Annotated in this window: 24 protein-coding genes and 1 tRNA gene; 10 read left to right on the top strand and 15 right to left on the bottom strand. The window is 61.6% G+C overall.

Going from position 1 to position 24121, the window contains the following annotated elements; genetic code table 11:
• The first annotated feature begins 319 nt into the window (after positions 1-319).
• Complete coding sequence (locus tag PCA_RS11940; RefSeq protein WP_181302841.1) at positions 320-1957, top strand: MobA/MobL family protein; 1638 nt, start codon at positions 320-322, stop codon at positions 1955-1957.
• A 2-nt stretch (positions 1958-1959) separates the two neighbouring features.
• Here PCA_RS11940 and PCA_RS11935 read toward each other — a convergent pair whose 3' ends face one another.
• The 3 genes from PCA_RS11935 to PCA_RS11925 all read right to left on the bottom strand — a co-directional run bounded on the left by PCA_RS11935 (position 1960) and on the right by PCA_RS11925 (position 6161).
• Complete coding sequence (locus PCA_RS11935) at positions 1960-2376, bottom strand: hypothetical protein (RefSeq protein ID WP_181302840.1); 417 nt, start codon at positions 2374-2376, stop codon at positions 1960-1962.
• Between the two features lie 375 nt (positions 2377-2751).
• Complete coding sequence (locus tag PCA_RS11930) at positions 2752-4857, bottom strand: DUF87 domain-containing protein (RefSeq protein ID WP_181302839.1); 2106 nt, start codon at positions 4855-4857, stop codon at positions 2752-2754.
• Positions 4854-6161, bottom strand: a complete 1308-nt coding sequence (locus tag PCA_RS11925; protein WP_181302838.1) for an SIR2 family protein — start codon at positions 6159-6161, stop codon at positions 4854-4856. The genes PCA_RS11930 and PCA_RS11925 overlap by 4 nt, the downstream gene beginning before the upstream one ends.
• A gap of 493 nt (positions 6162-6654) precedes the next feature.
• On the opposite strand from PCA_RS11925, the gene istA reads away from it, so the two are divergent.
• Positions 6655-8187, top strand: a complete 1533-nt coding sequence (istA, locus tag PCA_RS11920; RefSeq protein ID WP_181302837.1) for an IS21 family transposase — start codon at positions 6655-6657, stop codon at positions 8185-8187.
• Complete coding sequence (locus tag PCA_RS11915; RefSeq protein ID WP_181302836.1) at positions 8181-8906, top strand: ATP-binding protein; 726 nt, start codon at positions 8181-8183, stop codon at positions 8904-8906. The genes istA and PCA_RS11915 overlap by 7 nt, the downstream gene beginning before the upstream one ends.
• A gap of 481 nt (positions 8907-9387) precedes the next feature.
• On the opposite strand, the gene PCA_RS11910 is transcribed toward PCA_RS11915, so the two are convergent.
• The 3 genes from PCA_RS11910 to PCA_RS11900 all read right to left on the bottom strand — a co-directional run bounded on the left by PCA_RS11910 (position 9388) and on the right by PCA_RS11900 (position 11368).
• Positions 9388-10212: a hypothetical protein gene (locus PCA_RS11910; RefSeq protein WP_181302835.1), complete on the bottom strand. Its 825-nt coding sequence runs from the start codon at positions 10210-10212 to the stop codon at positions 9388-9390.
• A 269-nt stretch (positions 10213-10481) separates the two neighbouring features.
• Positions 10482-11009 (bottom strand): hypothetical protein, encoded by a 528-nt coding sequence (locus PCA_RS11905; protein WP_181302834.1) that lies wholly within the window; start codon positions 11007-11009, stop codon positions 10482-10484.
• Positions 11010-11020: 11 nt separating this feature from the next.
• A complete protein-coding gene (locus PCA_RS11900; RefSeq protein WP_181302833.1) occupies positions 11021-11368 on the bottom strand; it encodes a hypothetical protein in 348 nt (115 codons plus the stop codon).
• 186 nt (positions 11369-11554) lie between these two features.
• On the opposite strand from PCA_RS11900, the gene PCA_RS11895 reads away from it, so the two are divergent.
• Positions 11555-11866: a helix-turn-helix transcriptional regulator gene (locus PCA_RS11895; protein WP_181302832.1), complete on the top strand. Its 312-nt coding sequence runs from the start codon at positions 11555-11557 to the stop codon at positions 11864-11866.
• A 59-nt stretch (positions 11867-11925) separates the two neighbouring features.
• On the top strand, positions 11926-12612 hold the full coding sequence (locus tag PCA_RS11890) for a hypothetical protein (RefSeq protein ID WP_181302831.1): 687 nt from the start codon (positions 11926-11928) through the stop codon (positions 12610-12612).
• 82 nt (positions 12613-12694) lie between these two features.
• On the opposite strand, the gene arsH is transcribed toward PCA_RS11890, so the two are convergent.
• A complete protein-coding gene (gene arsH, locus PCA_RS11885) occupies positions 12695-13426 on the bottom strand; it encodes an arsenical resistance protein ArsH (RefSeq protein ID WP_181302844.1) in 732 nt (243 codons plus the stop codon).
• A 28-nt stretch (positions 13427-13454) separates the two neighbouring features.
• On the opposite strand from arsH, the gene PCA_RS11880 reads away from it, so the two are divergent.
• The 4 genes from PCA_RS11880 to PCA_RS11865 all read left to right on the top strand — a co-directional run bounded on the left by PCA_RS11880 (position 13455) and on the right by PCA_RS11865 (position 16166).
• Positions 13455-13799, top strand: a complete 345-nt coding sequence (locus PCA_RS11880) for a metalloregulator ArsR/SmtB family transcription factor (protein ID WP_181302830.1) — start codon at positions 13455-13457, stop codon at positions 13797-13799.
• A gap of 17 nt (positions 13800-13816) precedes the next feature.
• Positions 13817-14329: an arsenate reductase ArsC gene (locus PCA_RS11875; RefSeq protein ID WP_181302829.1), complete on the top strand. Its 513-nt coding sequence runs from the start codon at positions 13817-13819 to the stop codon at positions 14327-14329.
• Entirely contained in the window at positions 14322-15407 is a 1086-nt protein-coding gene (gene arsB / locus PCA_RS11870; protein WP_181302828.1) for an ACR3 family arsenite efflux transporter, read from the top strand. The genes PCA_RS11875 and arsB overlap by 8 nt, the downstream gene beginning before the upstream one ends.
• Before the next feature lie 156 nt (positions 15408-15563).
• Positions 15564-16166 (top strand): PIN domain-containing protein, encoded by a 603-nt coding sequence (locus PCA_RS11865; RefSeq protein ID WP_181302827.1) that lies wholly within the window; start codon positions 15564-15566, stop codon positions 16164-16166.
• Positions 16167-16362: 196 nt separating this feature from the next.
• Here the strand turns inward: PCA_RS11865 and PCA_RS11860 are convergent, their stop codons facing one another.
• The 3 genes from PCA_RS11860 to PCA_RS11850 form a co-directional block, all read right to left on the bottom strand.
• Positions 16363-16788: a hypothetical protein gene (locus PCA_RS11860; protein ID WP_181302826.1), complete on the bottom strand. Its 426-nt coding sequence runs from the start codon at positions 16786-16788 to the stop codon at positions 16363-16365.
• A gap of 70 nt (positions 16789-16858) precedes the next feature.
• Positions 16859-17215 carry a DUF6694 family lipoprotein gene (locus tag PCA_RS11855; protein ID WP_181302825.1) on the bottom strand — a complete coding sequence of 119 codons (357 nt, stop codon included), beginning with the start codon at positions 17213-17215 and terminating at the stop codon, positions 16859-16861.
• A gap of 132 nt (positions 17216-17347) precedes the next feature.
• Positions 17348-17435 (bottom strand) — tRNA-OTHER (locus PCA_RS11850).
• Positions 17436-17833: 398 nt separating this feature from the next.
• On the opposite strand from PCA_RS11850, the gene PCA_RS11845 reads away from it, so the two are divergent.
• Positions 17834-18922 carry a zinc-dependent alcohol dehydrogenase family protein gene (locus PCA_RS11845; RefSeq protein ID WP_181302824.1) on the top strand — a complete coding sequence of 363 codons (1089 nt, stop codon included), beginning with the start codon at positions 17834-17836 and terminating at the stop codon, positions 18920-18922.
• A 61-nt stretch (positions 18923-18983) separates the two neighbouring features.
• Here the strand turns inward: PCA_RS11845 and PCA_RS11840 are convergent, their stop codons facing one another.
• From PCA_RS11840 to PCA_RS17610, 5 genes are all read right to left on the bottom strand, one after another.
• The gene (locus tag PCA_RS11840; protein ID WP_219918763.1) at positions 18984-19481 is read right to left on the bottom strand and encodes an N-acetyltransferase; all 498 of its coding nucleotides are present in this window, start codon (positions 19479-19481) and stop codon (positions 18984-18986) included.
• A gap of 272 nt (positions 19482-19753) precedes the next feature.
• Positions 19754-20002, bottom strand: a complete 249-nt coding sequence (locus PCA_RS11835; protein ID WP_181302822.1) for a hypothetical protein — start codon at positions 20000-20002, stop codon at positions 19754-19756.
• Between the two features lie 55 nt (positions 20003-20057).
• The gene (locus PCA_RS17615; protein WP_181302843.1) at positions 20058-20243 is read right to left on the bottom strand and encodes a CsbD family protein; all 186 of its coding nucleotides are present in this window, start codon (positions 20241-20243) and stop codon (positions 20058-20060) included.
• A 371-nt stretch (positions 20244-20614) separates the two neighbouring features.
• Entirely contained in the window at positions 20615-23851 is a 3237-nt protein-coding gene (locus tag PCA_RS11825; protein WP_343204443.1) for a TonB-dependent receptor, read from the bottom strand.
• Positions 23852-23908: 57 nt separating this feature from the next.
• The coding region (locus PCA_RS17610) for a putative glycoside hydrolase (protein WP_255436816.1) at positions 23909-24121 on the bottom strand (213 nt) is incomplete at its 5' end.

Genomic DNA, 24121 nt, shown 5'->3' with positions numbered 1-24121 from the left:
CTCTCGCCCGTCACCTACGCCATGGCATCATCAACCACCTCTACTTCCGGGTGACTCGGAAAAACGAGGACGCTTCACGATGAATATCTTCTCGATCAACTCGTCGCGCTTCATGACGCTTTCCTGTTGATGGTGTGGTGATCGCAGCTTAGATCGTTGATGCGCGTCACACTCACATGTCAAGGAAACTTGACATGCCGAAGAACTTTGCTTGGATGGTTTCGTGGGGTGGGCCTGCACGGCCGCCGCCCGACGATTTCACGGTCAGGACGACCGATTGCCACTCGCTTCTGGGTGGCCTTCCGACAAGGACGCCGCCATGGCTTTGCATGCCCGCCCCCACCTCGAAACGCACTTCCGCAAGGCCGGTCACTCGGCCATCGCTGGGGTCGCCTACCGCCTGGGCTTGCGTCTCTACGATCGGCGCACCGGGGAATGGCACGACTACCGCCGGCGGAAAATCGGCGAAGAGATTGTCCGGGCTCTTACCATTGCTCCTGATGACGCACCGGTTTGGGCCACCGATCCCGAAGAGTTGTGGAACAGGGTCGAGGCGGCTGAGAAGCGGAAAGATAGCCAGGTGGCGCGCGACTACCGCATCCCCATCCCTTTCGGCCTGACTGACCAACAAGCCGGCGATCTCGCCGAAGACATGGCGCGGTTCATCGCCACCGAGTTGCATACCGCGGTTTCCCTGGGGCTCCACCGCGATGCGGAGATTGATGCCTTGGGCAACATAAAGCCGCCTGACAAGCAGGGCTTCCATGCGCATCTCTATTTTCCAACCCGCCGGCTGGAAGACATCCAAGGGGAGGACGGCGCTTCCAACTGGGGGCTGGGCGCCAAGCTGGTGTTGCTCTCGAACAAGAACACGTCTGGGGCGTTCGTGGAGCGCCTCAATGAGCATTGGGCCTCGTTGTCCAATCGCTACACCGCGGCGAATGGATTGCCAGCGGACTACACCCACCTGAGTTATGCACGCCAAGATTTGCCCATCACCCCGCAGCCCACTTTGGGCGCAGCGGTGACGGCCATGGAGCGACGGGGATTTTTCACTCGGCGCGGGGATGCCCTGCGCGGCGACATCGTGATCCCGGCGAAGGTCTACGAGGCCGCCCATGCCGTGGTGCTCGACGAACAGCACCGGCGCGCCATGGAGGATGTGGCGAGGGAAACAGCCCGCGAGGCCAGACCCGAGCCTGAGACGGCCGCGCCTGGCGAAATCATTCCGCCACCCACCGTTGCCCCAGTGGTTCTGATGCCGCTTCTCGATGGCGAGCCCGGATCGTTGGTCGCCCGGTTCCGGGCCGCCGCTCCCATCCCGGAAACGCCGGAGGGCCACCAGGTGTTGGCCCGCGTGCTCCGATGGGTCCAGGTGATCCAGCGAGTGCTAGGAGCCTTGGCCGAGCTGGCGGATCGGTTCCGAGTTCATGAAGAGGATCGAGGGCGACGGATGGCTGCGAAGCTCGACACTGATTGCCAGTTGGACGGCGCGCGGGCCATGCGTGCGGCGACAAGGCAACGGCTGACGGACTGGGAGGATGCCCACCCGTTGTTGATGTTCTTGGCTAAGAAAGCCACAAACGAAGAAGGCAAGCCCGCTGCATGGCGGACACTACGCAATGCCCTTGAAGTCCAGGAGCGCCGGGTGCGGGAACTGAAAGGGACGAAGGGTCGCCACCAAACATATCTCGATGGTTTGGCCCTGGAAGGTTCGGAGATCCAGCAACAAGAGGAGCAGCAGACTGGGCAGCTCAAAGAAACTCTGGTTGAGGTTCAGGCGTTGGCGCCCGACTTGCTGCCCATGTTGATGTCCGTAACCAACGATGAAGAAAAACAGTTCTTGGTCGCGGTGGTCCCCGAAGCGGTCAAGCTTGATGGTGCTAACTTCCCGCTGGAACCGCCGGCGTTGGTGCCTCAGCCAGTTGTCGCATTACGTCCGCGGCGGCTGGTTTGATATCACGCCTTACCATCGGTATCAGACAGTTCAAGAACTCGGCGGAGAAAGGAGTTCGGTTCAAAGAAAGGGTCATTTTTTCGCATAAGGATGGGCTCCACAGCAGCAGCTTCAAACACGCATTCGCTGACTGTGTGTGAACCATCGGCAGCTTGCGGAAGGACGCCAAGAGGCAGCACGTTCTTCGCAATGATCTCGGCCATGGCGGTCAGGCGGTAGTCGATTGCCATCAGGCGATAGTGCTGACCGCGGAACCGCTTTGCCAAGAAGAACATGCGGCCTTCCCAGTTTCGCGCTTCCGGCGGAAGGTCGTGAATGAGATCCGACACTTCCAGCAGATCATCAGCAGAAAACCGCTCAGTGTTGAGCCTGGCGATCATGTCCAAATCGGCTTGTGTGATCGGTTTCTGTTCGGTCATGAGATGAAATCCAAAAGGCAATCTGACTTCGTGTGGTGGTAAGTGGCGAACTGCTATTCGGAGATGTCGAAGTATCTTGGCGTTACGCCACTTTCAAGATCACGTCGCCAGTTATGCAGGATGCCGCATAGATATTTGAAGTAGTTTGGTCTGCCGGCAGAAGTGGCCAGATACATTGCGCCCTTGATTTGGTGTGGGGTGAAGATTTCCAGAAACTTTATGAGCGATGCCTCTTCGAGGTGCCCGGAGCATCGAGGGCAGCTCTGCCAATAGGCAATGACCTCGTCCAGTTCTCGTTTTGATGTCTTTCTAAGGTCCATGGACATACGCATCGGTGGTTGAAGTTTCACACATGCCACTGCTGTTACAGATGGATCAAATACCCATCCAGTCAGCAACAACGCCATTCCAGTCCACGTCGCGCTCCACCTTACCGGTCCAAACGTCCCAGAAATCTGGATCGGCGGACTGCGGACGTTGGCTCTTATCAAGCTCGGTCATCTCGACCAACACTGGCAGCGGTGTCGCCCAGCCGAGCAAGATGGCCTGGCGTGAAGGCAGGCTCGGTAGATCCCGAAGCATTCCCCCAACATTGTCTGGCACCAGTCGGCGCACCAGGTCTTGGTCACTGTCGTTGACGATGCGGTGAAGAAGGAAGGTATTGCACTGAGCAAGAACGGTTGGGGACAACTCATAGGGCCGTTGGGAAGAAAGGATCATACCCACGCCAAACTTTCGACCTTCCCGGGCGATTCGTTCGAATGCTTCTCGGCACAGGCGCGAAGGAGATGGCAAGCCGTCGTCGTCATCTCTTCCTCGTTTGATGAAGGTGTGGGCTTCTTCCAGAACCAGAACGGTTGGCAGCGGTTCCCCATGTTCACGCTGTTTGCGATATCGCTGGCTCGCCTCGAAAACTAGGCGTGCGAAAACGGCAATCAAGATGTGGGTGGCTTCGGACGGCACCATGGACAAGTCGATCACCGCAATAGAACCATTGGCCACCCTGCTGGCGCCAATGTGATTTTCGAGCCAGCCCGTCAAGGTGACCTCACCCTCTGGGAGGATCACCGGTCGAAGCGCAGGAGTCGAAACCATGCTTCGAATACGCAGTGTCAGATAAGAAATAAAGTTGGTGATGTTCGCGTTGGACGTGCCGCTGGCGGCCATGTCCTCGATGTAGTTGGCAAACTGTCCGACGTCAAATGGGATCGGGGCGTCCTCGCTACCCTCAGTGTCTTCGGCCGGGGGCGGAAAGTGGCCTTTTGCCGTCTCGAAAAGCTGCACAAAAGGGCGAAAGTCCGCGACAGAAAAGTCCCGATAGTATGGACTGTGCGGATTTTGCCTGTTTTGATTTCTGTGTTGATCAGCGAGTTGTTCCGCTGCATCCGCAATGGCTGTGATTGCATCCTGAGCATCACCCGCAGGCACAATATTTGCGGACAAGTCCCGCATGGTGTCCACCATTGCTGTCAGCGTGTCACCTGCATTTTTGTTGCCCGGAAAGTCCGAGTATGACTTGCCACTCCCGTCGGCAAGAAAGACGTTGATCTTCGTGCTGTAAAGATGAAGTTGTCTGGTCGCGGTGATTTCTGCCGCTTCCCGTGCCGCTCGACCTGCACGCAGGTTTCTAAGTGCTTGGTTGAGCAATGGCCGTTGCGTGCCCGGCTGCGCCTGAGAGACGGCCGCCCACTCATGGCTATTCCATAGCCATGCAGGGATTTGAAGAGGATTGTTCGCATCACCTGGACGAAACACCCGAACCCCGGCAATGTCTTGGAATGCCTTGGTGTATTCGCCGTTGGGATCCAGCACGATGAACCGGGCATTGGGTGGCCCGTCTTCCTCGGCTTTTTGGCGGGCAAATGCGGCCGCTTCAAGCGACCAGCGGATCAAGCCGGCCACGGAGCAAGACTTGCCGCTTCCTGTATTGCCAAGGACAGCCAAGTGGCGGCCGAAAATCTTGTCAGGATCGACCATGATGGCAGCATCAGCCGCCATGGGAGAGGTTCCGATGCGCACGCGCCGGTTCAGATCATGAGCACCGACGATGGCCGCAACTTGTGCGGGTGTCGGAATAAGCACCTGATCACCCACTGATGGAAAGGCGATCACGCCACGTTCCAGATGAAGTTCAACTTCACCAGAGGACGGCTCCTTCCTGCTGATCAGTGTGCCAATGGGGTTGACCACCATGCGGCGTTGCGGGAAGGGGAGATCAACCAACCCCATTTCAGCTTGACCACGACCTTTGGCGATCGTGGCACGTTCGGTCCCGATCCATGCCACAAAGCCAACCGTGGAGCCGGCTTCGTTCGGGATCAGCACGTAGCTGTTCAATCGCGGAAATGAAACGGGGGTGCCTGTATTGAAAGCGGTGCTCTGCGGTGCGGTGGCTTCAAGAACAACGCGCACCTCGCTGGGAGCCACGGCTTCAACGGTGCCGATCACTAACCCCGCCAGTTGCTCCATCGGCGTGGTCATTCTTCGTCTCCGTTGTTTGCGGCTTCATTTGCTGCGGCGGCTTCGTCTTGTTTGATCGGCGCGCGGTTCTTCAACAGCTCCGCCATTCGGCTTGTCACTTGATCAATCGCAGGTTTCGGCAAGTAATGTTCAACAATCTGGCGCAAGTTGGAGAAGTGAGAGCCGACCAGCAAGGAGATTTGGGCTGGTCGCGCCACCTGGGCCAGAAAATGTTTAATCCGTTCATCCACCGAATATGCAAACACCACCAGGTGGGTTGATGGCAACGACAGCATGTCGGCCAGAACACGGTTGATGTGATCGTCGCCAAAACCGTAGCCATAGACCACGAGCGCGGCATTTGGCCGGCACAACGCCGCGGCGAAGTCTCTGAACAACTCGGCATAGGGATAGGCCGACGTTTCCACGTCCTTCGACGCGTTTGGATAGATCATCACCGTATCCACCGGATTGTCCGGGACTGCCGGATGGTCGGCGTCTGCACCAAATGAAATGCCGCGCCGGACGATGCGACGGGTGCGTGGATCCAGGTGCCAGTCCAATGAACCGTGCAGCTTACTTAGCCTGAGCACGCCTTCCATGAAGCGTGGTTCGCCACGGATACCGGGAGGGTTGTAGTGGTAGTCCACATCTAGCCGGGACGAGCGGAATACCGGCTCCAACGCGCCCACAAAACGATCAATGGTGCGAAGACCTGCTAGGTCGCAGCCGTATTCAATGAGGCGATCGTAGTTTGTGGTGAACACATGCAAGCGCTCTCTCGATGAAGAGCGGCTGGCAAAGCTGAGTAGAAAGGATTGGAGGACCGAGACGGTATCTTTCCAGTGTGCATCTTCGGCGGTGGCGATTCCCCGTTCTGTTTCCAAAACAGCATTGAGAAAGTCTTTCAATCGTGCATCGAGCGCTGCTTTGATTTCAGCCGCCCTCTCTGCCTTTCCGGTGAGGTCTAACGCCTCCACGAGCACTAAGGTAGAGCGGATCTGATCTTCAATGTTTGGGTTGCCGCGGCCCATGGCTGCTGCTGTCTTCTCGGCATGCGCCTTGATCTTTTCATCGAAGGTGGTGCCTAAATCTTCGTAGCCCATTCCAGCACCAGCAGCATGGGCTAGTGCAGCAAGGGCGACGGAGAAACCGCTACCAACCAACAGGTTCAAGTGTTCTGCCTGGAAGACTGCGGACAACCATGGCTCTATGTGACGCCGGGCCTTCTTGATGAGGTTGTCGAGGTCGTTTCCCTCCGCTGGGAGATCATCCAGCCATTCTGAGTTGCTGCCGACGACGTAGCCGTGTGCTTTCAGCTCCATGGAAGTTCCCCTGTCCAGACTGACGGAGAACTTTCTCACTTCTCTGAACGTTTTACAGCAACCGATTGGTCTGGCGTTCGGCCAAGGCAGGCCTGACGCCTTGCGGCTGGTCTGACCTAAATCCTTCAGATTGAAGGATTTTCTTGGAAACGTGAGGTGGAGGGCGGTTCGTCGATTGACAAAATGTCTGCCGAGGCTAGAACTCTGGAACCCTGCGCCGCAGGGTGACCCTGTTCCAGACGAGCCCGGAGGCCAACCTCATGCAACCCCCTCACTGACGTTTCCCCTCGGCCAGAAAAACGAAAGGCCGAGAGCGTGAACTCTCGACCCTTCTGTGCGGTGCGGTTGGTCCCATCACTGCGCCGCCTGTTCTAGGCCCAACCCCTCCCCCTGTCAAGTCGACGCCACGCGCTCCGCGGCGCCGGCCTGATCCCCCTTTGCCTACAACAGCCGCCAACGGTCGGGACACCGCTGGCGGGAGGAGTTTTTGCTGATGAAAATCCACGACACCGTCCGCTTGGTGCTCACCACCCCAATGTCCGATCGAGAGATCGCTGACGCTGTGGGTGTGTCGAAGACCACGGTGGGACGCTACCGACGGTTGGCCGATGCCAAGCACTTGCGATGGTCCGATCTGGCGCACCTGGCGCCCTCCAAACTGACCCAACGGTTCAACCGAGATCCCAATGGCAACAAGACCCGGAAAGTTCCGGATTTGGCCGAGATCCAACAACGCCTGGATGACGGAGTCACGTTGCAGGTGCTGTGGGAGGACTACCGGCGTGAAGATCCCCACGGCACGCTGTCCTATTCCCAGTTGGCAGCGCGGATGCGCCGCTACCGGAAGACGCTGCCCACCGGCATGCGGATGTCCCATGAGCCAGGCTACAAGGCCTATGTGGATTTCGCGGGGTTCAAGCGGATCCCGTTGCCGACGTATCTGGATCCCACGACCGGGAAGCTGGTGGCGGTGCAGGTGTTCGTGGCGACCTTGCCAGCATCATCATTGATCTTTGCCAAGTGCGTGCCCAGCCAAAAGGTGCCGGACTTCATCCAGGCACATGTGGACATGCTGGCCTACTTCGGTGGCGCACCCTTGACGATCGTGTGCGACAACTTGAAGTCGGCCGTGGTGCACGCCGGCAAACAGTTTGTGCTTCAAGCGTCCTACAAGGAGTTCGCCCGGCATCACCGCATCGCCATCAACCCGGCCCGACCGTTCCGACCGAAAGACAAGGCCACGGTGGAGACGTCGGTGGGCATCGTCCAGGACCACATTGTGGCCCGCTTGCACCAGCGCACCCATCATTCGATCGAAGAGCTCAACGCATCGCTGGCGGAACTGCTCGACGAACTGAACCGGCGGCCCATGACCGAGTATCGGAAGAGCCGATGGGAACGGTTCGAGGCCTCGGAACGCCAGGCCTTGCAGCCGTTGCCCGTCGAGCCGTTTGTGTATGCCAAGTGGGTGGCGATCCCGCGGGTGCCCAAGGATTACCACGTCCGCGTCGACCATCACCACTATTCCGTGCCGCATGCGCTGACGGGGCAACGTCTGACCGCCAGGTTGACGGCAGACCGCGTGGGGATTTTCAAGGAAACCGAGGAGGTCGCCAGCCATACGCGCAGTTTCGAGCGGGGTGGCCACACCACGGATCCCGCTCACCTCACCGACGATCACCGCGCTTGGTCGGAGCGCACGCCGGAACACATGGTGGCGTGGGCCAAGAAAGCCGGGCCGCAGGTGGCGCAGTTCGTGCGCAACCACATCGGCAAATCTCACCCCCTCGCCGCGTTGCCCGCTTGCGATGAAGTGAAGGCCTTGGCCGAAAAACATGGAACGCTGGCGTTGAACCAGGCGGCAGGTGAGGCGCTTCACCTCAACACCGTTTCACTCGGGACACTTCGCCGGATCCTGAGCAAGCAATCCCAGGCCGGTGCGCCGACCAAGACCACCCGGCCTCGCCATCGGTATGCGCAGGGCTCCAAGGCCTTCGCCCAGCGGGTTAAGGAGGCCGCATGTTGACCGAGACCTTGAAAGATTTGCGCGCCCTTCGACTGGGTGCGATGGCGGCGTGTTTGCAGGAATGGATGGATCAACCGGGCAACCATGACCGGCCCTCGTTGGAGTGTGTCGAAGCCCTGGTGCTGGCCCAGAAGCAAGACGCTGCGGACCATCGTGTGGAACGGTTCTTCCGAGAGGCGGATTTGCCGATGGCCTGTGTGGCCGACGTGCGCGCGACCACCCAGCGCGGATTGCCGCCCCGGGTATTGTGCCAGTTGGCCAGTTGCGATTGGGTGCGGCAAGGGCACCAGGTGGTCATCATGGGGCCGAGTGGTGCAGGCAAGACGTTTGTGGCCAGCGCCCTGGGACGTGAAGCGATGCTGTTGAAACTCGGCGTGACGTATTGGCGCACGCCGGACCTGTTGGAAACGCTGGGGGATACCCCGGCAGGAGCGGCACGTGCCAAACAGTTTCGGTCGTTGAGCCGTGTGCCCCTGTTGATCCTCGATGATTTCGCGGCCCAGAAAACCACGATGTCCCAGGGCTATGACCTGTTGAAGGTGCTGGACAGTCGCCGTCGCCACGGTAGGGCCACCCTGGTGGTGTCGCCCAACCATTTGCAGGATTGGGAAACCTACCTCGAGGACACGACGACGGCAGACGCCGTGTGTAGCCGTCTGGCCGAGAGGGTCCAAGTGATCGAGTTACAACGGCCCAAGCCACCAACGAGAAGCGCATGACCATGCCTGCCTAGAAACGCGCCCACGAGGCGCGTTTCTTTTTGGGATTGATCTAAGTGAGGGGATGTTTGTGGACCACGTGACCACCTGTGCTTGAACACGCTGGCCGGTTGTGTGGATGCATGCCACACGCACGTTAGCCCTGAAAACAAGCCGTTTTCGGGTGGCCAGCGGGATCCATCATGTGGTCAGTTGGTTCAAGCATGACTGCGGCCCCGATGTCGGAGGCGCATCTTTTAGCTCACATGGCATTGCCGCCGGTGGCCAGGAGGGAAATCAATCCTTTCAGCCTGTTACGCCTTGTGTGGCCAGCGTGTTCAAGCACGGGTGGTCAGGTGGACCAGAATAGCCAGATGCCTACGCTGATCGGAGTTGGCCGTTGTGCTTGAACAAGATGGCCGCGAGTGTGGAACCGCTCGGCAGAAAGTGGACGACGATCACACCAACAGCGTGACAGTTATCTCGACGGCGCGACAGGAGTTCATTTGGCCACGAGGATGGCGATCCGTGTGAGATCGTCCATTTGGAAATAAGGTGTCTTTGCCAGACTGGTTGCCTCTTTGCGCCGACCAACAAACAACATGTGGGCACCTTCCAGAGAAGACAGCTCGTCGACCCTCGCAATGCGGAGCACGTTATCTAGTTCAGCTGCGTCAATAGGTAGCCCCGGTGATCCCCGTCCGCCGGTGTTGAGCCAAATCGTCCCGGCTTTCATGCGAGCAGATGCAATCTTGCCCCAAAAGCCCCGCAGCTGATCTGTCGGCACTGCACGAGCATTACCAAACTCAACGAAGAACTGACTGGCTGGCAGTGTGACTTTTCGTTCAAGTTCGATAAGACGTGCTGAGGCGGCGAACTCTGGGACACGAAGTAAGGTGCGGAGCAGGGTGCGCAGCGTCCGATGCATCAATGCACGGCGCATTCCATCTCCCGCTCCAAAGCTTTTCCCACCTCGATGGTGTGGCTGCCCTGATTGTGGCCCCAGTCCTTTGCTCGCATCGTCCAGATCCAAACGAAGGTCTATGACGATGTGGTCGCCGGGATTGAACAGTTCGTCGTGTTCCTCTGTGCCACCGTCCCCGTGCGTGGTGCCACCTTCGCTTGCCAAGCCACATCCGTCGACATGCGGCTTGCCCACAAAGCATGCTGCTCGCCCATCTCTGGATTGCTTACGAAATACGGCGGGATTGCCACACTCGGTGCATGAGAGGTGATGCCTCCATGTTTCGCGTTCGACCGCTGGAAGATCGGCAAAATCAACTGCGTAGATCGCACGCCCGGCGGGTTCGCAATAAGCAATGTCCATGTCGTCTCCTTACGCTCTGCGCCTTCCTATCTGCACCAGAAAGTCCGAGGACTTAACTCAGGGGGAGCCAGGTTCAGAGTGTATGCGCTGGCCCGCCAGCGGGATAGCTTTTGAGTGACGCAGCCGTGCATGCGAAACAGGCTCTTGTAGCCCTCGTTTCGCACCAAAGAAAAAGCCGCCCCCAACGGAGGCGGCCCCTAGGTTCACGGTGCATCGGCGGTGTTCGCCTGACTTCCCGTGTCACCCAAGCCTGGTGCGGAGAACAGTGGTCAGGGGTTCAGCAGCGCCGTCAGGCGGGCATGCCATTCCTTCGCCAGTTCGTGCTGGAAGTGGCTGCCCATCTTGATCTTGTGGGTTGGGTGATCCACGTCGTTCGTTGTGAGGATCAGGTAGTTGTCGTTGTGCCAGATCTTGCCGTAACCATTGGGTTGATCAATCCACTCATGTTGCCAACGGCGGATATCCTCCCGATCGAGCAGCCATTCCTGCCCCTTCGTGTCGCGGAACCAGACCTGCCTGGTCACGGCGTTGATCGCCACGGTCTTGGCGTGGTGAGTGGCCTCGAAAGAACGGCCGTGCACGTGCAGCGTGATCGGGCCGGCGTTCTTGGCTTTGGGCTGGGGTTTGAAGGTCGGGAAAAGCCTCGGCAAAAGGACCCATGCCGCAACCATGCAGCCAGGCACCAGTAAGCCGGGCGGCAGGAAGCGAAGCCCGACGACGAAAAACAGGAGCCAGCCGGCGATGAAGCCAGCCACGACAGCCAGGGCGATGCGAACCATCTGGATCAGGATGCCCATGATGATCCCCTTCACTGGTTTGACTGGGTGTTTTCAGCCCGCAGGTATTTCCCGTTGCGGTCGAAATAGAGATAGGTGTCCTTGTCGCTCGTGTTCGCTTTGACCGGGGCAAAGGGCACATAGTCGCTCACGCTCCCCTTACTAACGATGTATTGGTAGTGGAGGCGGGTGTTGCCGTCGCTTTCCGTTTCACGCTCCTGCGGCTGACCGAGCGCGGTGAGGACCTGATCCAACGTGGTTTGATGCGGCACAAACTGAGCGACCCTGCCTTGGTCGTAATCTTTGCCGATGGTTGTGGCACAGCCGGCAACGCCGAGCACGGCCACCATGGCCAGGATGGTTTGCAGAATAGTTTTCATGGGGAACCCCTGTGATTAGAGCGGGCGATGGGTTGTCACCAAGGCCGCCCGCGCCGTCCTTGGCGAGACCGAGCGTAACCATCTGGGATCGAGAATATTCTAATACTGGATAAACGAGTATGCTGTAAATGCATAACGCCTTGACGCATATAGTTTTGTGGCCGATCCCGATGTTTGGAGAAGGCCATGGCCACCGCCAAAAAAGCAGCCCGCCGTCCGGCGAAGTCCATCCATCGCCCGGAAAATCAGGTCGTCATCGAGCTCCTCAGGGCATTCCGGGAGCGCACCGGAATGAACCAGGTGCAGTTCGCGGAAGCCTTGGGCCGGACGCAGAGCTATGTGAGCGCGGCTGAGCGGGGGGCCAAGATGGATACCTTGCAGATCCGGGACTGGTGCCATGCGTGTGGCAGCGACTTGGTTGCCTGGGCCACTGAGGTTGAGAAGGCCCTTGGGGGCGGTCGCAAAGGCCCCTCCCGGAAATCTGGACCGAATGGTTGATGCTGCGGCGCCTGACTGAGATCTTGGGGCCGGATTGCAATATCTAGGGAGAGGGGTTCATGCCCGAGTTCAATGGCATCGTCATATCGGAAAAGTTCTACGTGCTGGGTGGTGCGGCCTTCATCAGGGCCGTCGCTGAGCCCCTTGATGACGAGGTGCAGGAGCTCCGGAGGCAATACCTTGCACGGGGAGTAAGTGATGGTTGGGATATGGATGAGGAGGAGAACCTCCCAGCGCCGGCGCCACTCCTTTTCGCAGCCCTCACCGATCTCGAAGGCCTCTACACCGCTGTTGCGACGGTAAGTGGCGGTTACGTCACCAAGAAGATCTTTGATGAAGTGTGGGACATCACGCTTCGCCCCAAGTTGCGCAAAGCATTGGGGGCCCTCTTTGCCAAAAAGAACGCGAAGAAATATGGGGTTTCCATTCTCTTCCGGGACAAGAGATCTGGGGTGTCGATATTGGTGGTATCGGTGGGCGAGACCTTGCAGGCGATCGAACAAGGCGATCGTCAGGCACGTCTAGTCATAGAGCGCTCGGTTAAAACTCTCAACGAGTTACCCTCGAAGGGAACATCGGCAGCATTCGGGGCCGTCCACATGTATGTCGTGGAGGAAAGCAAGGCAAACGAGCTTCCGTTGATCTACAACAGTGTCCAAGAGGCGATGTTGGAACTAAGAGGGATGTTTCCTGCACGACACCCCCAGGTTGTCAGCAGGCTGGGGGCCCCGCAGCAGTCGCCTTAGCGAAGAACTGCCCTTCGGGCGGGCCGTCATCGAGCGCCGGGCGTCGCCGGCGCTTGATGGCGGCCATGGACAGATCATGGGCTCAGGCTTTCTCCACCGCCCCGGCCGCCTGGCTGAGTGCACGTTGGGCAGCGTCACCTTTCCGTTCGCTATAACGGCTGACCAAGTAATCGCTTCGCCCACGCACCATAAGGGTGAACTTTGCGAGCTCCTCCATGACGTCCACCACACGGTCATAGAACGCGGATGGCTTCATGCGGCCGTGTTCGTCGAACTCCTGCCAGGCCTTGGCCACGGACGACTGGTTCGGGATGGTCACCATGCGCATCCATCGGCCGAGCACCCGCAGGGCGTTCACCACGTTGAAGGATTGCGACCCGCCGCAGACTTGCATGACGGCCAGGGTGCGGCCCTGGGTGGGGCGCACGCTGCCATCTTCCAAGGGCAACCAGTCAATCTGGTTCTTGAATACGCCCGTGATCGTGCCGTGGCGCTCGGGGCTCACCCACACCTGACCTTCTGACCAGTTGGACCACTCCCGCAGTCGCTGCACCTCGGGGTGCGTGGCGGGCACGCTGTCCAGCAGTGGCAACTGGTGGGGATCAAACACCCGGGTTTCGGCGCCCAGGTGGCGCAGGATCCGCTCGGCTTCCAGGGCGAGCTTCCGGGAGAAGGATTGGGGCCGCAGGGAGCCGTAGAGGATCAGGATGCGGGGTGGGTGATCGTTGGCGGTACAAGTCAGCCGGGCAAGGTCTGGGGCCGGCAGGAGGTCAAGATCAAGGTGGGGAAGATCCGGGTTCACGGGCTTGCTCAGGGTCGAATGATTCGACTATTCTAGTTTTATGGAAATGAACGATGCAATCGCCGCCCTGACCGCGCTGGGCCACGCCAAGCGCCTGGCCATCTTCCGTCTGCTGGTCGTCGCCGGGCCATCAGGCCGCATGGCCGGGGACATCGGTGACGAGCTGGGCATGCCCGGCGCCACCTTGTCCTTCCACCTGAAAGAGCTGGTGCACGCCGGCCTGATCACGGCAGAACCCCAGGGGCGGTTCGTCTGCTACCGGGCGGCCTTCGAGGCCATGAACGGCCTGATCGCTTACCTGACCCACAACTGTTGCGCGGGCAGCCCGCAAGCCGAATGCGCCCCGGTGGCCATGGCGTGCTCGCCCGGCGACGCCTGCTGCTGACCCCCTGAGGATTGCTCGTGACCCACCGCGTTCTGTTCGTTTGCACGGGCAACTCCGCTCGCAGTGTCCTGGCTGAGGCCACCTTGCACGCCTGGGGTGGCGCTCGGTTCGAAGCATTCAGCGCCGGCAGTCAGCCCACGGGTCGGATCAACCCCTATGCGTTGGAGACCCTCGCTGCGGCGGGCATACCGACGGCCGGCCTGCGCAGCAAGTCATGGGATGAGTTTTCGGGTGACGGTGCCGAACCCTTGGATCTGGTGGTGACCGTTTGCGACAGCGCGGCGTCGGAGCCATGCCCGGTGTTCTTCGGTGACTTTGTGCGCACCCACTGGGGGCTACCGGACCCCGCTGCGGTCGAAGGGGGCGACGCTGAAAAACGGGCGGCCTTCGCGCAGGCCCATGCCACCATCCAGGCGCGCCTCATGGCCTTCCTCACCTTGTCGCCGGAAATCTGGGCGGACCGCAAAGCGTTGAAGCTGGCCCTGGACCGGATTGGTTTCATTCAGTCCGAGGATGCCACGCATGTCTGAGGGGGCCGCTCGCCCAACCATTGGGTTCTTCGAGCGCTATCTGACCTTGTGGGTGGCCGCGTGCATCGTGTTGGGCACCGCGCTGGGGCATTGGTTGCCGGGGCCGTTTGCAGCGCTGGGTGCCATGGAAGTGGCCAAGGTGAACCTGCCGATCGCGGTGCTGATCTGGCTGATGATCGTGCCCATGCTGTTGCGGATTGACCTGGGCGCCATGCGCCAGGTGGGGCGCCATTGGAAAGGCATCGGCGTCACGCTCTTCATCAACTGGGCTGTGAAACCTTTTTCGATGGCGCTGCTGGCCTGGCTCTTCCTGCGCCACGTCTTTGCCGGGCATCTGCCAGGGGCGCAGGTGGACAGTTATGTGGCGGGCCTGATCCTGTTGGCCGCTGCACCATGCACGGCCATGGTGTTTGTGTGGAGCAACCTGTGCCAGGGCGAGCCGAACTTCACGCTCAGCCAGGTGGCCATCAATGACGCGATCATGGTGGTGGCCTTCGCGCCGTTGGTCGCGTTGTTGCTGGGCGTGTCGGCCATCACCGTGCCCTGGGCCACCTTGGTCCTTTCAGTGGCGCTCTACATCGTGGTGCCGGTCATCGGTGCCACGGTGTTGCGGCGGATGATCCTGGCGCGCGGCGGGGAGGTGGCTTTGGTCAAGTGGCTGCATCGCCTGGGCCCCGTGTCACTGGGAGCGTTGCTGATCACCTTGACGCTGCTGTTCGGGTTCCAGGGCAAACAAATCCTGGCTCAACCGCTGATCATCGCCATGCTCGCGGTGCCGATCGTGGTGCAGGTCTACTTCACCTCAGGGCTCGCGTATCTGCTGAACCGTTGGTTGGGTGTCGAGCATTGCGTGGCGGGTCCCTCGGCCCTGATCGGCGCTAGCAACTTTTTTGAGTTGGCAGTGGCCGCAGCGGTCAGTTTGTTCGGGTTGAACTCGGGCGCCGCACTGGCCACTGTGGTGGGGGTGCTGGTCGAGGTGCCTGTGATGCTCTCAGTGGTGCGCATCGTGAACCGCTCAAAGGGCTGGTATGAGCGTGGTGCACCGGAGAGGTTGCTCGGTCAGATGGAAGAGCGATAGCCTTCGCCCACTTGGTCAAACTGGGAGGTCAAACTTTCTGACCTGACCAGGCGCCGCGGGCGTTGGTGGGGCGAGAAGTTACTCACTCACCACTCTCTCCGCCACTCCCGCGCAGCAAGTGAATCTGACTCTGTTCTTGTGTTCTTGGGAGGGGCCATGAAGACAAACTATGTCCTCATCGATTATGAGAACGTGCAGCCAAAGACTTTGGCTGTTCTGAAAGGCGACCTTGCCTTCAAGGTGTATCTGTTCGTGGGAGCCAACCAGACGAAGGTTTCATTCGAGGTGGCTGAGGCGATGCAGGCAATTGGGGAGCATGCGCACTACATCAAGATTGCTGGCAATGGCCCCAACGCGCTGGACTTTCACATCGCGTATTACATCGGTCGACTCGCTACCCAGGATGCCAACGCGTTCTTCCACATCATCAGCAAGGATTCGGGGTTCGACCCCCTCATCAAGCACCTGAAGGCGCAAAAGGTCTTCGCATGTCGGTCCAAAGACGTCGATGAGATCCCGCTGCTTAAAGCTGGCCAAGTCGCTAAGGTCGGGAAGGTGGAGGACAAGCTCGACCTCATCTTGGCGAACCTCCGTCAGCGGGGTGCAGCGAAGCCTCGTTCCATCAAGACCCTGACCAGCACCATCCATGCACTTTTCTCCAAGCAGATGACAGGGGAGGAGGTGGTTGCCTTAGTGGACGCCCTGAAGATGGCGGGGCATATCAGCCTGGATGGAACAAAAGTGAGCTATTTGCTCTGATGGGCGGGGTGCTTTGGCTGGGCGTGTCTGTGCAGGTAACAGGGTCCAGGTACAGGTAACAGGGTCAGGTTCACTTCCGAGACCGGATCAAGCGCCCCCGTTCTGGCTCCGTTCTTGGTCCCCAAGCTGTTCCGATTGCACCCTCCACTCTCCCCGCCGCCTCCATGCAGCAAGTGAACCTGACCCAGTGGTTGGATCAGGCCGTGACTCCCTGCGTGTTGTTTCGACCTCGACCACCCATGAGCAGTAGGGCGGCGGGTAGCAGGATGCTTGCGACTGTATTCAGAGCGAGACCCCAGCCGCCGATGCGGGCAAACACAACGATGCCGGCGGAGAGGTGGAACGCGGGGTCCGTCCTGGCGGCGAGGCTGGCGAGAAGCCCGAAGCTTGCGGCGAGTATCGCCAGCGTACCGATGGCTGCAGCCACGAGCACGCCCGTGACCGAGACCGGTCCCATCCGCCGCGCGATGGCCAGCGCAATCAGTGCCGCAACCACGGCCCCCGCATAGCGCACGGAATTCGCGATGGCCAGCGAATCCATGTCGCTGGCGACCGTCTCGGCCGCGAAGCACAGCAGGAAGTAGACGAGCGCAAAGACAGCATAAGTCAGCGGCTTTTTCATGATGCCTCCGAAGTCTGGGGCCTGGGCCATGCGGCAGCGGAACGGGCTTTCGCAAACCCGATACCGGACTTTACCTGCCTGCGGGGGCCACGCGAACCGACGGATTCTGGGCCGCCAGCGCAATGATCTCGTCGGCGGTCATGCCGGCGACCTTCTGCCGAATGCGGGTGATGGTCGGCGATTGTAGTTCGGGCTTGTTCACCACCTCGTGGGCGCTCTTCACGCCTTGCATGTTGAGCATGAGAACCGCAAGGGCGAGCTTCTGCTGATCGGCTTCCGACCGGTCCTGCATCATCGCCTTGTACGAAGCTTCGGCTGCCTGCGGGCTGGAAGAGTCGATCCGGACGGGGACATCCCGAGCGCTTGTGGTGACGCAACCGGCAATCAGTGTTGCCGCCAAGGTTGCTGCTGCCAGGTATTTCCGCATGGGCTGGTCCTCCGTAACAGGCCTGAAGTCTGAGTTGAGCGGCGGCGAAGGGCCGCCAGGTACGAACAGTGGAGCGCCGTGAGCCAGCACTTCCCACCGGCAAGACGATGGCTGCGTTGCAGATACCGATAGCGCCGACGGCAGGGATTGAACCTGCACCTGTGGGGAAGCCCCCGCAGGATCGCTGTAGCGATGCGTTTACCAGTTCCGCCACGTCGGCAGAGAAGTTTTTTGGTGCCTGACGCGCAGTAGACCGCGGATCGGGACATGTGCGCGCCATGCTCCACGCTCGCCGCGGCACCGTCAAGCGAGCAGCAACAGGGTCAGGTTCACTACCGAGGCCGGATCAAGCGAACCCGCCCCGTTCGCGCTCCGTTTTGGCCTAGGGGTTGTTCCGATGCCGCGCCAACGATGAGCCCCGCGCGACCCAATTGACCCGCGTCAACACCATCGATCCCGCCTCCAGATACAACTAGCGGAGCGACAGCAGGAAGCAGGCCGCTTGGTGGACACGCATCGGTTGGTGGGTGGTTTCGGCTTCCTGGTCCGGGTCGATCCGTGTGCGCGCAAGCCGTCTGCCAGCCTCCCACCTATTTCGGCCAGGCCGAAGGAGTTCTCATGGCGCGGACAATGAAGGCGATGGTGTATTACGGCGAAAACGACATCCGTGTCGAGGATCGCGAGGTTCCGAAGGTGCTGGAACCCACGGATGCGGTGATTCGCATGACGAAGACGACGATCTGCGGGACGGATCTCGGGATCTGGAAGGGGAAGAACCCCGAGATCGCCGCGGTTGCCCAGCAGAAGACCGGCCGCTTCGATGGCCGGATTCTCGGCCACGAAGGCATCGGCGTCGTCGAGGAGACGGGTTCGGCGGTCAAGCGCTTCAAGAAGGGCGACAAGGTCATCATCTCGTGCGTCAGCCGCTGCGGCACCTGCGAGAACTGCCAGAAGCAGCTTTACGCGCACTGCCGCAACGATGGCGGCTGGATCATGGGTTACATGATCGACGGCACGCAGGCCGAGTACGTGCGCACGCCGTTCGCGGACACGTCGCTGTATCTGCTGCCTCCGGAGCTGAGCGAGGACGTGGCGGTGCTGCTCTCCGATGCGCTGCCCACCGCGCACGAGATCGGCGTGCAGAACGGCGACATCAAGCCCGGGGACACGGTGGCGATCGTCGGGGCCGGCCCGGTGGGCATGAGCTGCGTCCTCACGGCCCAGCTCTACTCCCCCAGCCGCATCATCGTGGTGGACATGGACGCCAACCGTCTGGCCATGGCGAAGGAAGTGGGCGCGACCGACGTGGTCGATTCCGCCAGGGAAGACGCCATCGCGCGGATCCTCGAGCTGACGGACGGGCGTGGCGTCGACTGCGCGATCGAGGCCGTGGGCGTCGAGCCGACCTGGAACATCTGCCAGCACGTGGTGAAGGAGGGCGGCCACCTGGCCAACGTCGGCGTGCACGGCAAGTCGGTCAACTTCGCGCTGGAAAAGCTGTGGATCAAGAACCTGACCATCACCACCGGTCTGGTCTGCGCCAACACCACCGACATGCTGATGAAGACCTGCTGTTCCGGGCATCTGCCCATGGACAAGCTGGCCACGCACCACTTCGGCTTCTCCGAGATCGAGAAGGCCTACGACGTCTTCAAGCACGCCGCCGACGAGAAGGCGATGAAGGTGATCGTCGACTTCGCCGTTTGAGTGAAACGGGGTCAGGTTCGCTTCCAGGTTCGAATGAAGTGAACCTGACCCCGTTGGCCCGTCACTGCGGCTGATGCGGCCCGAACGCCGGGTGATGAACCAGTTCCCCGCGCGGTTCGGCGCCGTCGAAGGGCAGCGCCTGGACCACTTCGGGAGGGCAGCCGGCCACGCCGAACCCGGGGAATGTCCGGAAGCCGAAGCGGCCGTAGTAGGCGGGGTCGCCGACCAGCGCCACGCCCACGCTGGTCGCCCGCAGGCGGCGCAAGGCCTCGGCCATCAGGGCGCTGCCGATGCCTTGGCGGTGCCGTGATGGCAGCACGGCGAGCGGGCCGATCAGCGCCCAGCCGTCCTGCGTACCGATCCGCGCTGCGGAGGCGGCCAGGTGGCCCACCACCTCGCCTGCGTCCTCGGCCACGAGCGAGAGCGCAAGCGCGTGTGCCGTCCGCAGCGCCTCCACGATGCTTGCCTCGGTTCCGCTGGCCTGCGGAAGCGTGAGGAACGCTTCCGTGATGAGCCGGCCGATCGCGGGGATGTCCTGGGCGGTTTCGTTGCGGATCAACATGCGGTGCTCCCTGGTTGGACGCGCGGCGATGGGGCCGCGCTTCGAGATTCGGCCTGGGCCACGAACGGGCATTGTCGCAGCGTGGCTTGCCGACCGGGGATAGTTCGACCGGTTGCGACCGGAACACGCGGGAGCGACGGGCGACGCATGGGCGACGCGGCCGTGCGCAAACCCGGCGCGGGAGCGCGGCGAACGGCGGCGGAGAGGCCGCCGGCGCAACTTGCGCGAACCGCATCGAGCGGCGTGGCGGGCAACGCGCTGCTTCGGCGTTACTTCGCGGGAGCGAGCGGCTTGATCGCGGCGCCGCCCGACAGCGCGGGCGCGGTGGGATACATGCGGCCCAGGGTGATGTTTTTCGAGGCGCGGACTTCGCGGTTGGCGAAGGTCCAGATCTCGCCGGTTTCGGTGATGAACACCGTCCAGTAGAGGTCGGACTCGGGGCCGTAATCGACAAGGATGTGGGCGAAGCCCTCGCCCTTGGGCGTGTTCAGCGGCAGTGGGGGATCAAGCTGGAGCATGGCGGATGGTGTTCGCTCAAAAAAATGCGCGGCGCCGCAGCGCCGCGCTCGATGGTCAACGCTTCCTGTTGGCGTCGCGCGCTTCGTCGGCGGCCTTGCCAACGGCGTTCTGCGCCTTGCCGACGTTCTTTTCCACTTTGCCGGCAAGCTCCCTGGTCTTGTTGCCCGTGACCTTGCCCACGCCTTCCTTGATCGAACCCTTGATCTCTTTCTTGATGCCTTCGACACGATTCCTGTCCACGGTCGCCACCTCGTACGCTGGGGGGAGGTGGGTCTTTTTATGGCAGCGGGAGTGGTGGGTGCGTGAACGGCGAACGGCGGCGTTGCGCGAACCCCCATGCCGTGTCATCGCAAGGAAACTACGTCACGCGGCGTACACGGAATGGTCGCCTCGACGCGAGGAGCGGGCTTGTCGCACGGTGCGCGTGGCGGACGATTTCCGGCGCGATGCCGCGAAGGATCGCGGGGCGGGCGTGCCGATGAAAGGCACCCGCACGGTCGGTGTTTGCCGTTGCGAAGTGCCGCCGCCCGTGCTCGTCGAGGGGCGGCGAAGCAGGTCCCCGGGACGACGCATGCCTGGGCATGCGCCGCCCCGGGGAGGAACGCGGGGGCTCAGAAGTTCGCGCGCAGGCTGAGGTTGTAGCGGGTGTCGTCGCGGAAGAAGCCCTTCGGCACGGACACGCCGGCGGTGTTGATGATCTCGCGGGTCTTGAACGTCGAATTCAGGATGTTCGCCGCCTGCAGCGAAATCTTGACGTGGTCGTTCAGCGCATATGCCACGGAGGCATCCAGGTGGCCCTGCGCGGCGCCCATCACGGGCAGGAACGGATAGTCCGCCTCGTAACCCGTGATCAGGAACTTCGAGCGCCAGTTCCAGGCCAGTCGTGCCGCCAGCGGGCCCTTCTCGTAGTACACGGTGAAGTTGTAGTTGTTGCGGGACAGCCCCGACGGCGGCAGCTTGAGCTGGTTGATGCACTGCGTGGCGGCCACGTAGCCGACGGGGCAGAAGTTGACCGAGCCGAAGCCCAGGTTGTGCGAGGTGATGTAGGTGTAGTTCATCTGCGTGCCGAAGCCCGACAGCCAGCCCGGCAGGAAGTCGTACTTCTGCTGGTAGGCCAGCTCCACGCCCTGCACGCTGCCCTTCTGCCGCAGGTTCGAGAGGCCCGCGGTGTACTGCTCCGGATAGGTCACGCCGTTGTTCGTCACCGAGGTGTCGACCACGTTGGTGATGTACTGGATGGTGTTGTTCAGCTGCTTGTAGAACAGTGTGGCGGACACCGAGCCGACATTGCCGAAGTACCACTCCTGGGTCAGGTTGAAGTTGTGCGCCGTGATGGGCAGGAGGTAGGGGTTCGAGCCGTTGTAGCCGTTCGACACCGTCGGCGCCGTGCTGCCGTTGGTGCCGTAGGGCAGCAGCCCGCTGACCGACTGGCCCGCCATCAGCTGCACCAGCGTCGGCCGGTAGATCGACTCGGAGAACGCGAAGCGGGTGATCAGGTCGTCGGTCCAGCCGATGGCGATGTTGAAGCTGGGCAGCCAGTTGTTGAAGGAGTTCCTGGAACTGATCGGCGTGAACGCGCCGTTGGCGAACTGCATGTATTCCTGTTGCTGGGCCGACGTCAGCGCGCAGAACGTGCCCGGCTGCGGCGCGGGGCCCGAACCGCTGGTCTGGCAGTACTGCGCGATGGTCTGCCCGTTGAGGGTCTGCAGCATGTTCGGCAGCACCAGGAAGCCCGCGGAATCTTCCTGGGTGTGCACGTAGCGCAGGCCGATGTTGCCGCTGATGCGCAGGCCGCTGAGGAAATCGGTGTTGTCGTTGCCGAAATCCAGGCGCACGTAGGCGGCGTTGGTCTTCTCCTGGTTGGAGGAGACCTCCTGCGGCAGGTAATACGTGCCGGGCACGAAGACGTTGCTCGCGAACGCCGCCTGGCGGTCGAAGTTGGTGTAGTAGGGGTTGCCGGAGTTGCCCGGGTTCCGGGCGATGTAGATCGCGTTGGCCGCCTTCATCGCAGCCACGGCCTGCTCGAACTGCGTGAGCGGGTTGAGGTTGAAGTAGGGCGCGACCACGCCGAAATCGCCGCCGCCGAACGCCGGCAGGTTGACGTGGTACGGCGAGACGTACCCGGGGGTGTCGCCGGCGGTCACCACGGTCGTGTCCGGGCTCGGGTTGCTGACCGGCACGTAGTTGTACGACGAGTTCTGCAGGGTCTCGCGCTGTTCGGCGTGGCGGAAGCCGAACTGGATGTTGCTCAGCAGTCCCTTGTCCACGTCGAAGGTGCCGTCGAGGCGGAAGGTGCGCTGGTTGCCCCAGGAGTGCCCGTAGTGGTCCTGCGCCGCCGCCCAGAAGTTGTTGTTGGGATCGGCGAAATACTGCGCCGTCGTCTGGTTGGGGTTGGGCGAAAGGACGCTGATGCTCGGCACGTTGTTGCCGTGCAGGGCGACGTCCCAGTTGGCCATCGTCAACTGACGGATGTAGTAGTAGAACTTGTCGTAGGTGGAGTTCGTGTCCTGCAGGTCGGCGCTGAGGTGCAGCCGGTCGTTGACGTTCCACTTCACATTCAGGCTGTAGTCGTTGGTGACGTAGCGGTCGCGGAACGCGGCGGTGATGAGCTGGGTCGGCAATCCGCCGTAGGTGGACGGATAGTTGTACTGGCTCGGCAGCGCCGTGACGATGCCGGACTGGAACACGCCGTTGGAATCGAACACCGGCGAGGTGCCCGCCAGCGGAATGCCGCATTCGTTGGGATCCGACCAGGCGCAGCCATCCGTCGAAACCTGGAGGGTGTGCTCGAAGGTGGTTTCCGTGTCCGAGGCGCGCGCCCATTCCAGGGTGGCCTGCAGGGACTTGTCCGGGCTTTCCCACTGCGCCGCCAGCACGTGGCCGAAGCGCGTGCTGGTTTCGTTCTGCGTGCGCAGGTCGCCGCCCATCGGCACGTAGACGCTCTGGCCGGCGGCGACGCCGGGGAAGGCGCCGACGACCGACGAGCCCGGCAGCGTGCAGCCGTTGCAGCGGCGGTTGAAGTTGACCACCGAGATCGCGTTGTCGGACTGGTTGATGCGGTCGTAGGCCAGGTTGAGCAGGACGCCGAAGCGGCCGGCCTCGGTATTCCAGTTGTGGCTGAGCAGGCCGGCCATCTGCGGCGTGCCGCGCTTGGCCAGGCTGCCCCAGTAGTTGCCGACGGTGAAGGCGGCCTGCGTGTCCTTGTTGCTGTCGAAGGGCTTGCGCGTGTGCAGGTCGATCGAGCCGGCGATGCCGCCTTCCAGCATGTCCGCCGTCTGGTTCTTGCTCACCACCACCGAGCCGATCAGCTCGGGCGACACGGTGGCGAAGTTCAGGCCCTGGCCGCCGCCGGCGGAGAACACCTGGCGGCCGTTGAACAGGGTGTTGATGTAGGGCAGGCCCTGCAGGCTGACGTCCGAGCCCTGGATCGAGAAGTGGTCCGGGTCGGCGGCGATGCCGAAGGAGCTGACCGCCACGCCCGGCACGCGCTGCAGGGCTTCGGTCACCGAGGTATCGGGGAGGGAGCCGGCGTCCTGCGCCGAGATCGCATCGACCACCGTGTCGGCATAGCGCTTGATTTCCTGCGCGCGGCTCAAGCTGCCCGAATAACCGGTGACGGTCATGCCGGTGAGCTGGGTGACGTTCTTCTTGGCCGCGGCGTCCTGCTTGGTCGCCGGCTTCTTGTCGGTTTCCCGGGCCTGCGCGGCCTGGTCGTTCTCCTGCGGCGCGGGCGCCGCGGTCTGCGCGTGCAGCTGCCCGGCCGCGAGCAGGGTCAGCGCGATCGCGAAGGACAACCGCCGTGGCTGGTGGGTGCTGCGTGCCTGCGCTTGCATGGATTGCTTGTTCACTTCTGTTCTCCCCGGATATTCAGTGATTGCTCGATCGGTACACCCACGTCGCAACGGTCACCGAGCCCCCACGCTCGGGCACGACAATTCCTTGCTGTTCGCCGCCACCGTCGTGCTGATGCGGATGTCGGCGAAGGAAGCGGCAAACGGCGCATCGGCGGCAACTTCGAACGGCACCTCGACATGCGCGAGGTCCACGCCGCGTTGCGCGAAGCAGGCCAGCGGAATCCGCACGTTCTGCCGCGCCCCGGCGGCAAGACCGGCAAGGAG

It is taken from the genome of Rhodanobacter sp. PCA2 (assembly GCF_013620825.1).
Classification (GTDB): Bacteria; Pseudomonadota; Gammaproteobacteria; order Xanthomonadales; family Rhodanobacteraceae; genus Rhodanobacter_A.
Note: the sequence above shows the minus strand (reverse complement) of the source record. Positions and strands in the feature narration are given on the sequence as shown.

Bases quoted from the DNA above. Each gene is read 5' to 3' on its own strand.
- PCA_RS11940 (WP_181302841.1), top strand. From the start codon at position 320: ATGGCTTTGCATGCCCGCCCCCACCTCGAAACGCACTTCCGCAAGGCC.
- PCA_RS11935 (WP_181302840.1), bottom strand. From the start codon at position 2,376: ATGACCGAACAGAAACCGATCACACAAGCCGATTTGGACATGATCGCC.
- PCA_RS11930 (WP_181302839.1), bottom strand. From the start codon at position 4,857: ATGACCACGCCGATGGAGCAACTGGCGGGGTTAGTGATCGGCACCGTT.
- PCA_RS11925 (WP_181302838.1), bottom strand. From the start codon at position 6,161: ATGGAGCTGAAAGCACACGGCTACGTCGTCGGCAGCAACTCAGAATGG.
- istA (WP_181302837.1), top strand. From the start codon at position 6,655: ATGAAAATCCACGACACCGTCCGCTTGGTGCTCACCACCCCAATGTCC.
- PCA_RS11915 (WP_181302836.1), top strand. From the start codon at position 8,181: ATGTTGACCGAGACCTTGAAAGATTTGCGCGCCCTTCGACTGGGTGCG.
- PCA_RS11910 (WP_181302835.1), bottom strand. From the start codon at position 10,212: ATGGACATTGCTTATTGCGAACCCGCCGGGCGTGCGATCTACGCAGTT.
- PCA_RS11905 (WP_181302834.1), bottom strand. From the start codon at position 11,009: ATGGGCATCCTGATCCAGATGGTTCGCATCGCCCTGGCTGTCGTGGCT.
- PCA_RS11900 (WP_181302833.1), bottom strand. From the start codon at position 11,368: ATGAAAACTATTCTGCAAACCATCCTGGCCATGGTGGCCGTGCTCGGC.
- PCA_RS11895 (WP_181302832.1), top strand. From the start codon at position 11,555: ATGGCCACCGCCAAAAAAGCAGCCCGCCGTCCGGCGAAGTCCATCCAT.
- PCA_RS11890 (WP_181302831.1), top strand. From the start codon at position 11,926: ATGCCCGAGTTCAATGGCATCGTCATATCGGAAAAGTTCTACGTGCTG.
- PCA_RS11880 (WP_181302830.1), top strand. From the start codon at position 13,455: ATGGAAATGAACGATGCAATCGCCGCCCTGACCGCGCTGGGCCACGCC.
- arsB (WP_181302828.1), top strand. From the start codon at position 14,322: ATGTCTGAGGGGGCCGCTCGCCCAACCATTGGGTTCTTCGAGCGCTAT.
- PCA_RS11865 (WP_181302827.1), top strand. From the start codon at position 15,564: ATGAAGACAAACTATGTCCTCATCGATTATGAGAACGTGCAGCCAAAG.
- PCA_RS11860 (WP_181302826.1), bottom strand. From the start codon at position 16,788: ATGAAAAAGCCGCTGACTTATGCTGTCTTTGCGCTCGTCTACTTCCTG.
- PCA_RS11855 (WP_181302825.1), bottom strand. From the start codon at position 17,215: ATGCGGAAATACCTGGCAGCAGCAACCTTGGCGGCAACACTGATTGCC.
- PCA_RS11845 (WP_181302824.1), top strand. From the start codon at position 17,834: ATGGCGCGGACAATGAAGGCGATGGTGTATTACGGCGAAAACGACATC.
- PCA_RS11835 (WP_181302822.1), bottom strand. From the start codon at position 20,002: ATGCTCCAGCTTGATCCCCCACTGCCGCTGAACACGCCCAAGGGCGAG.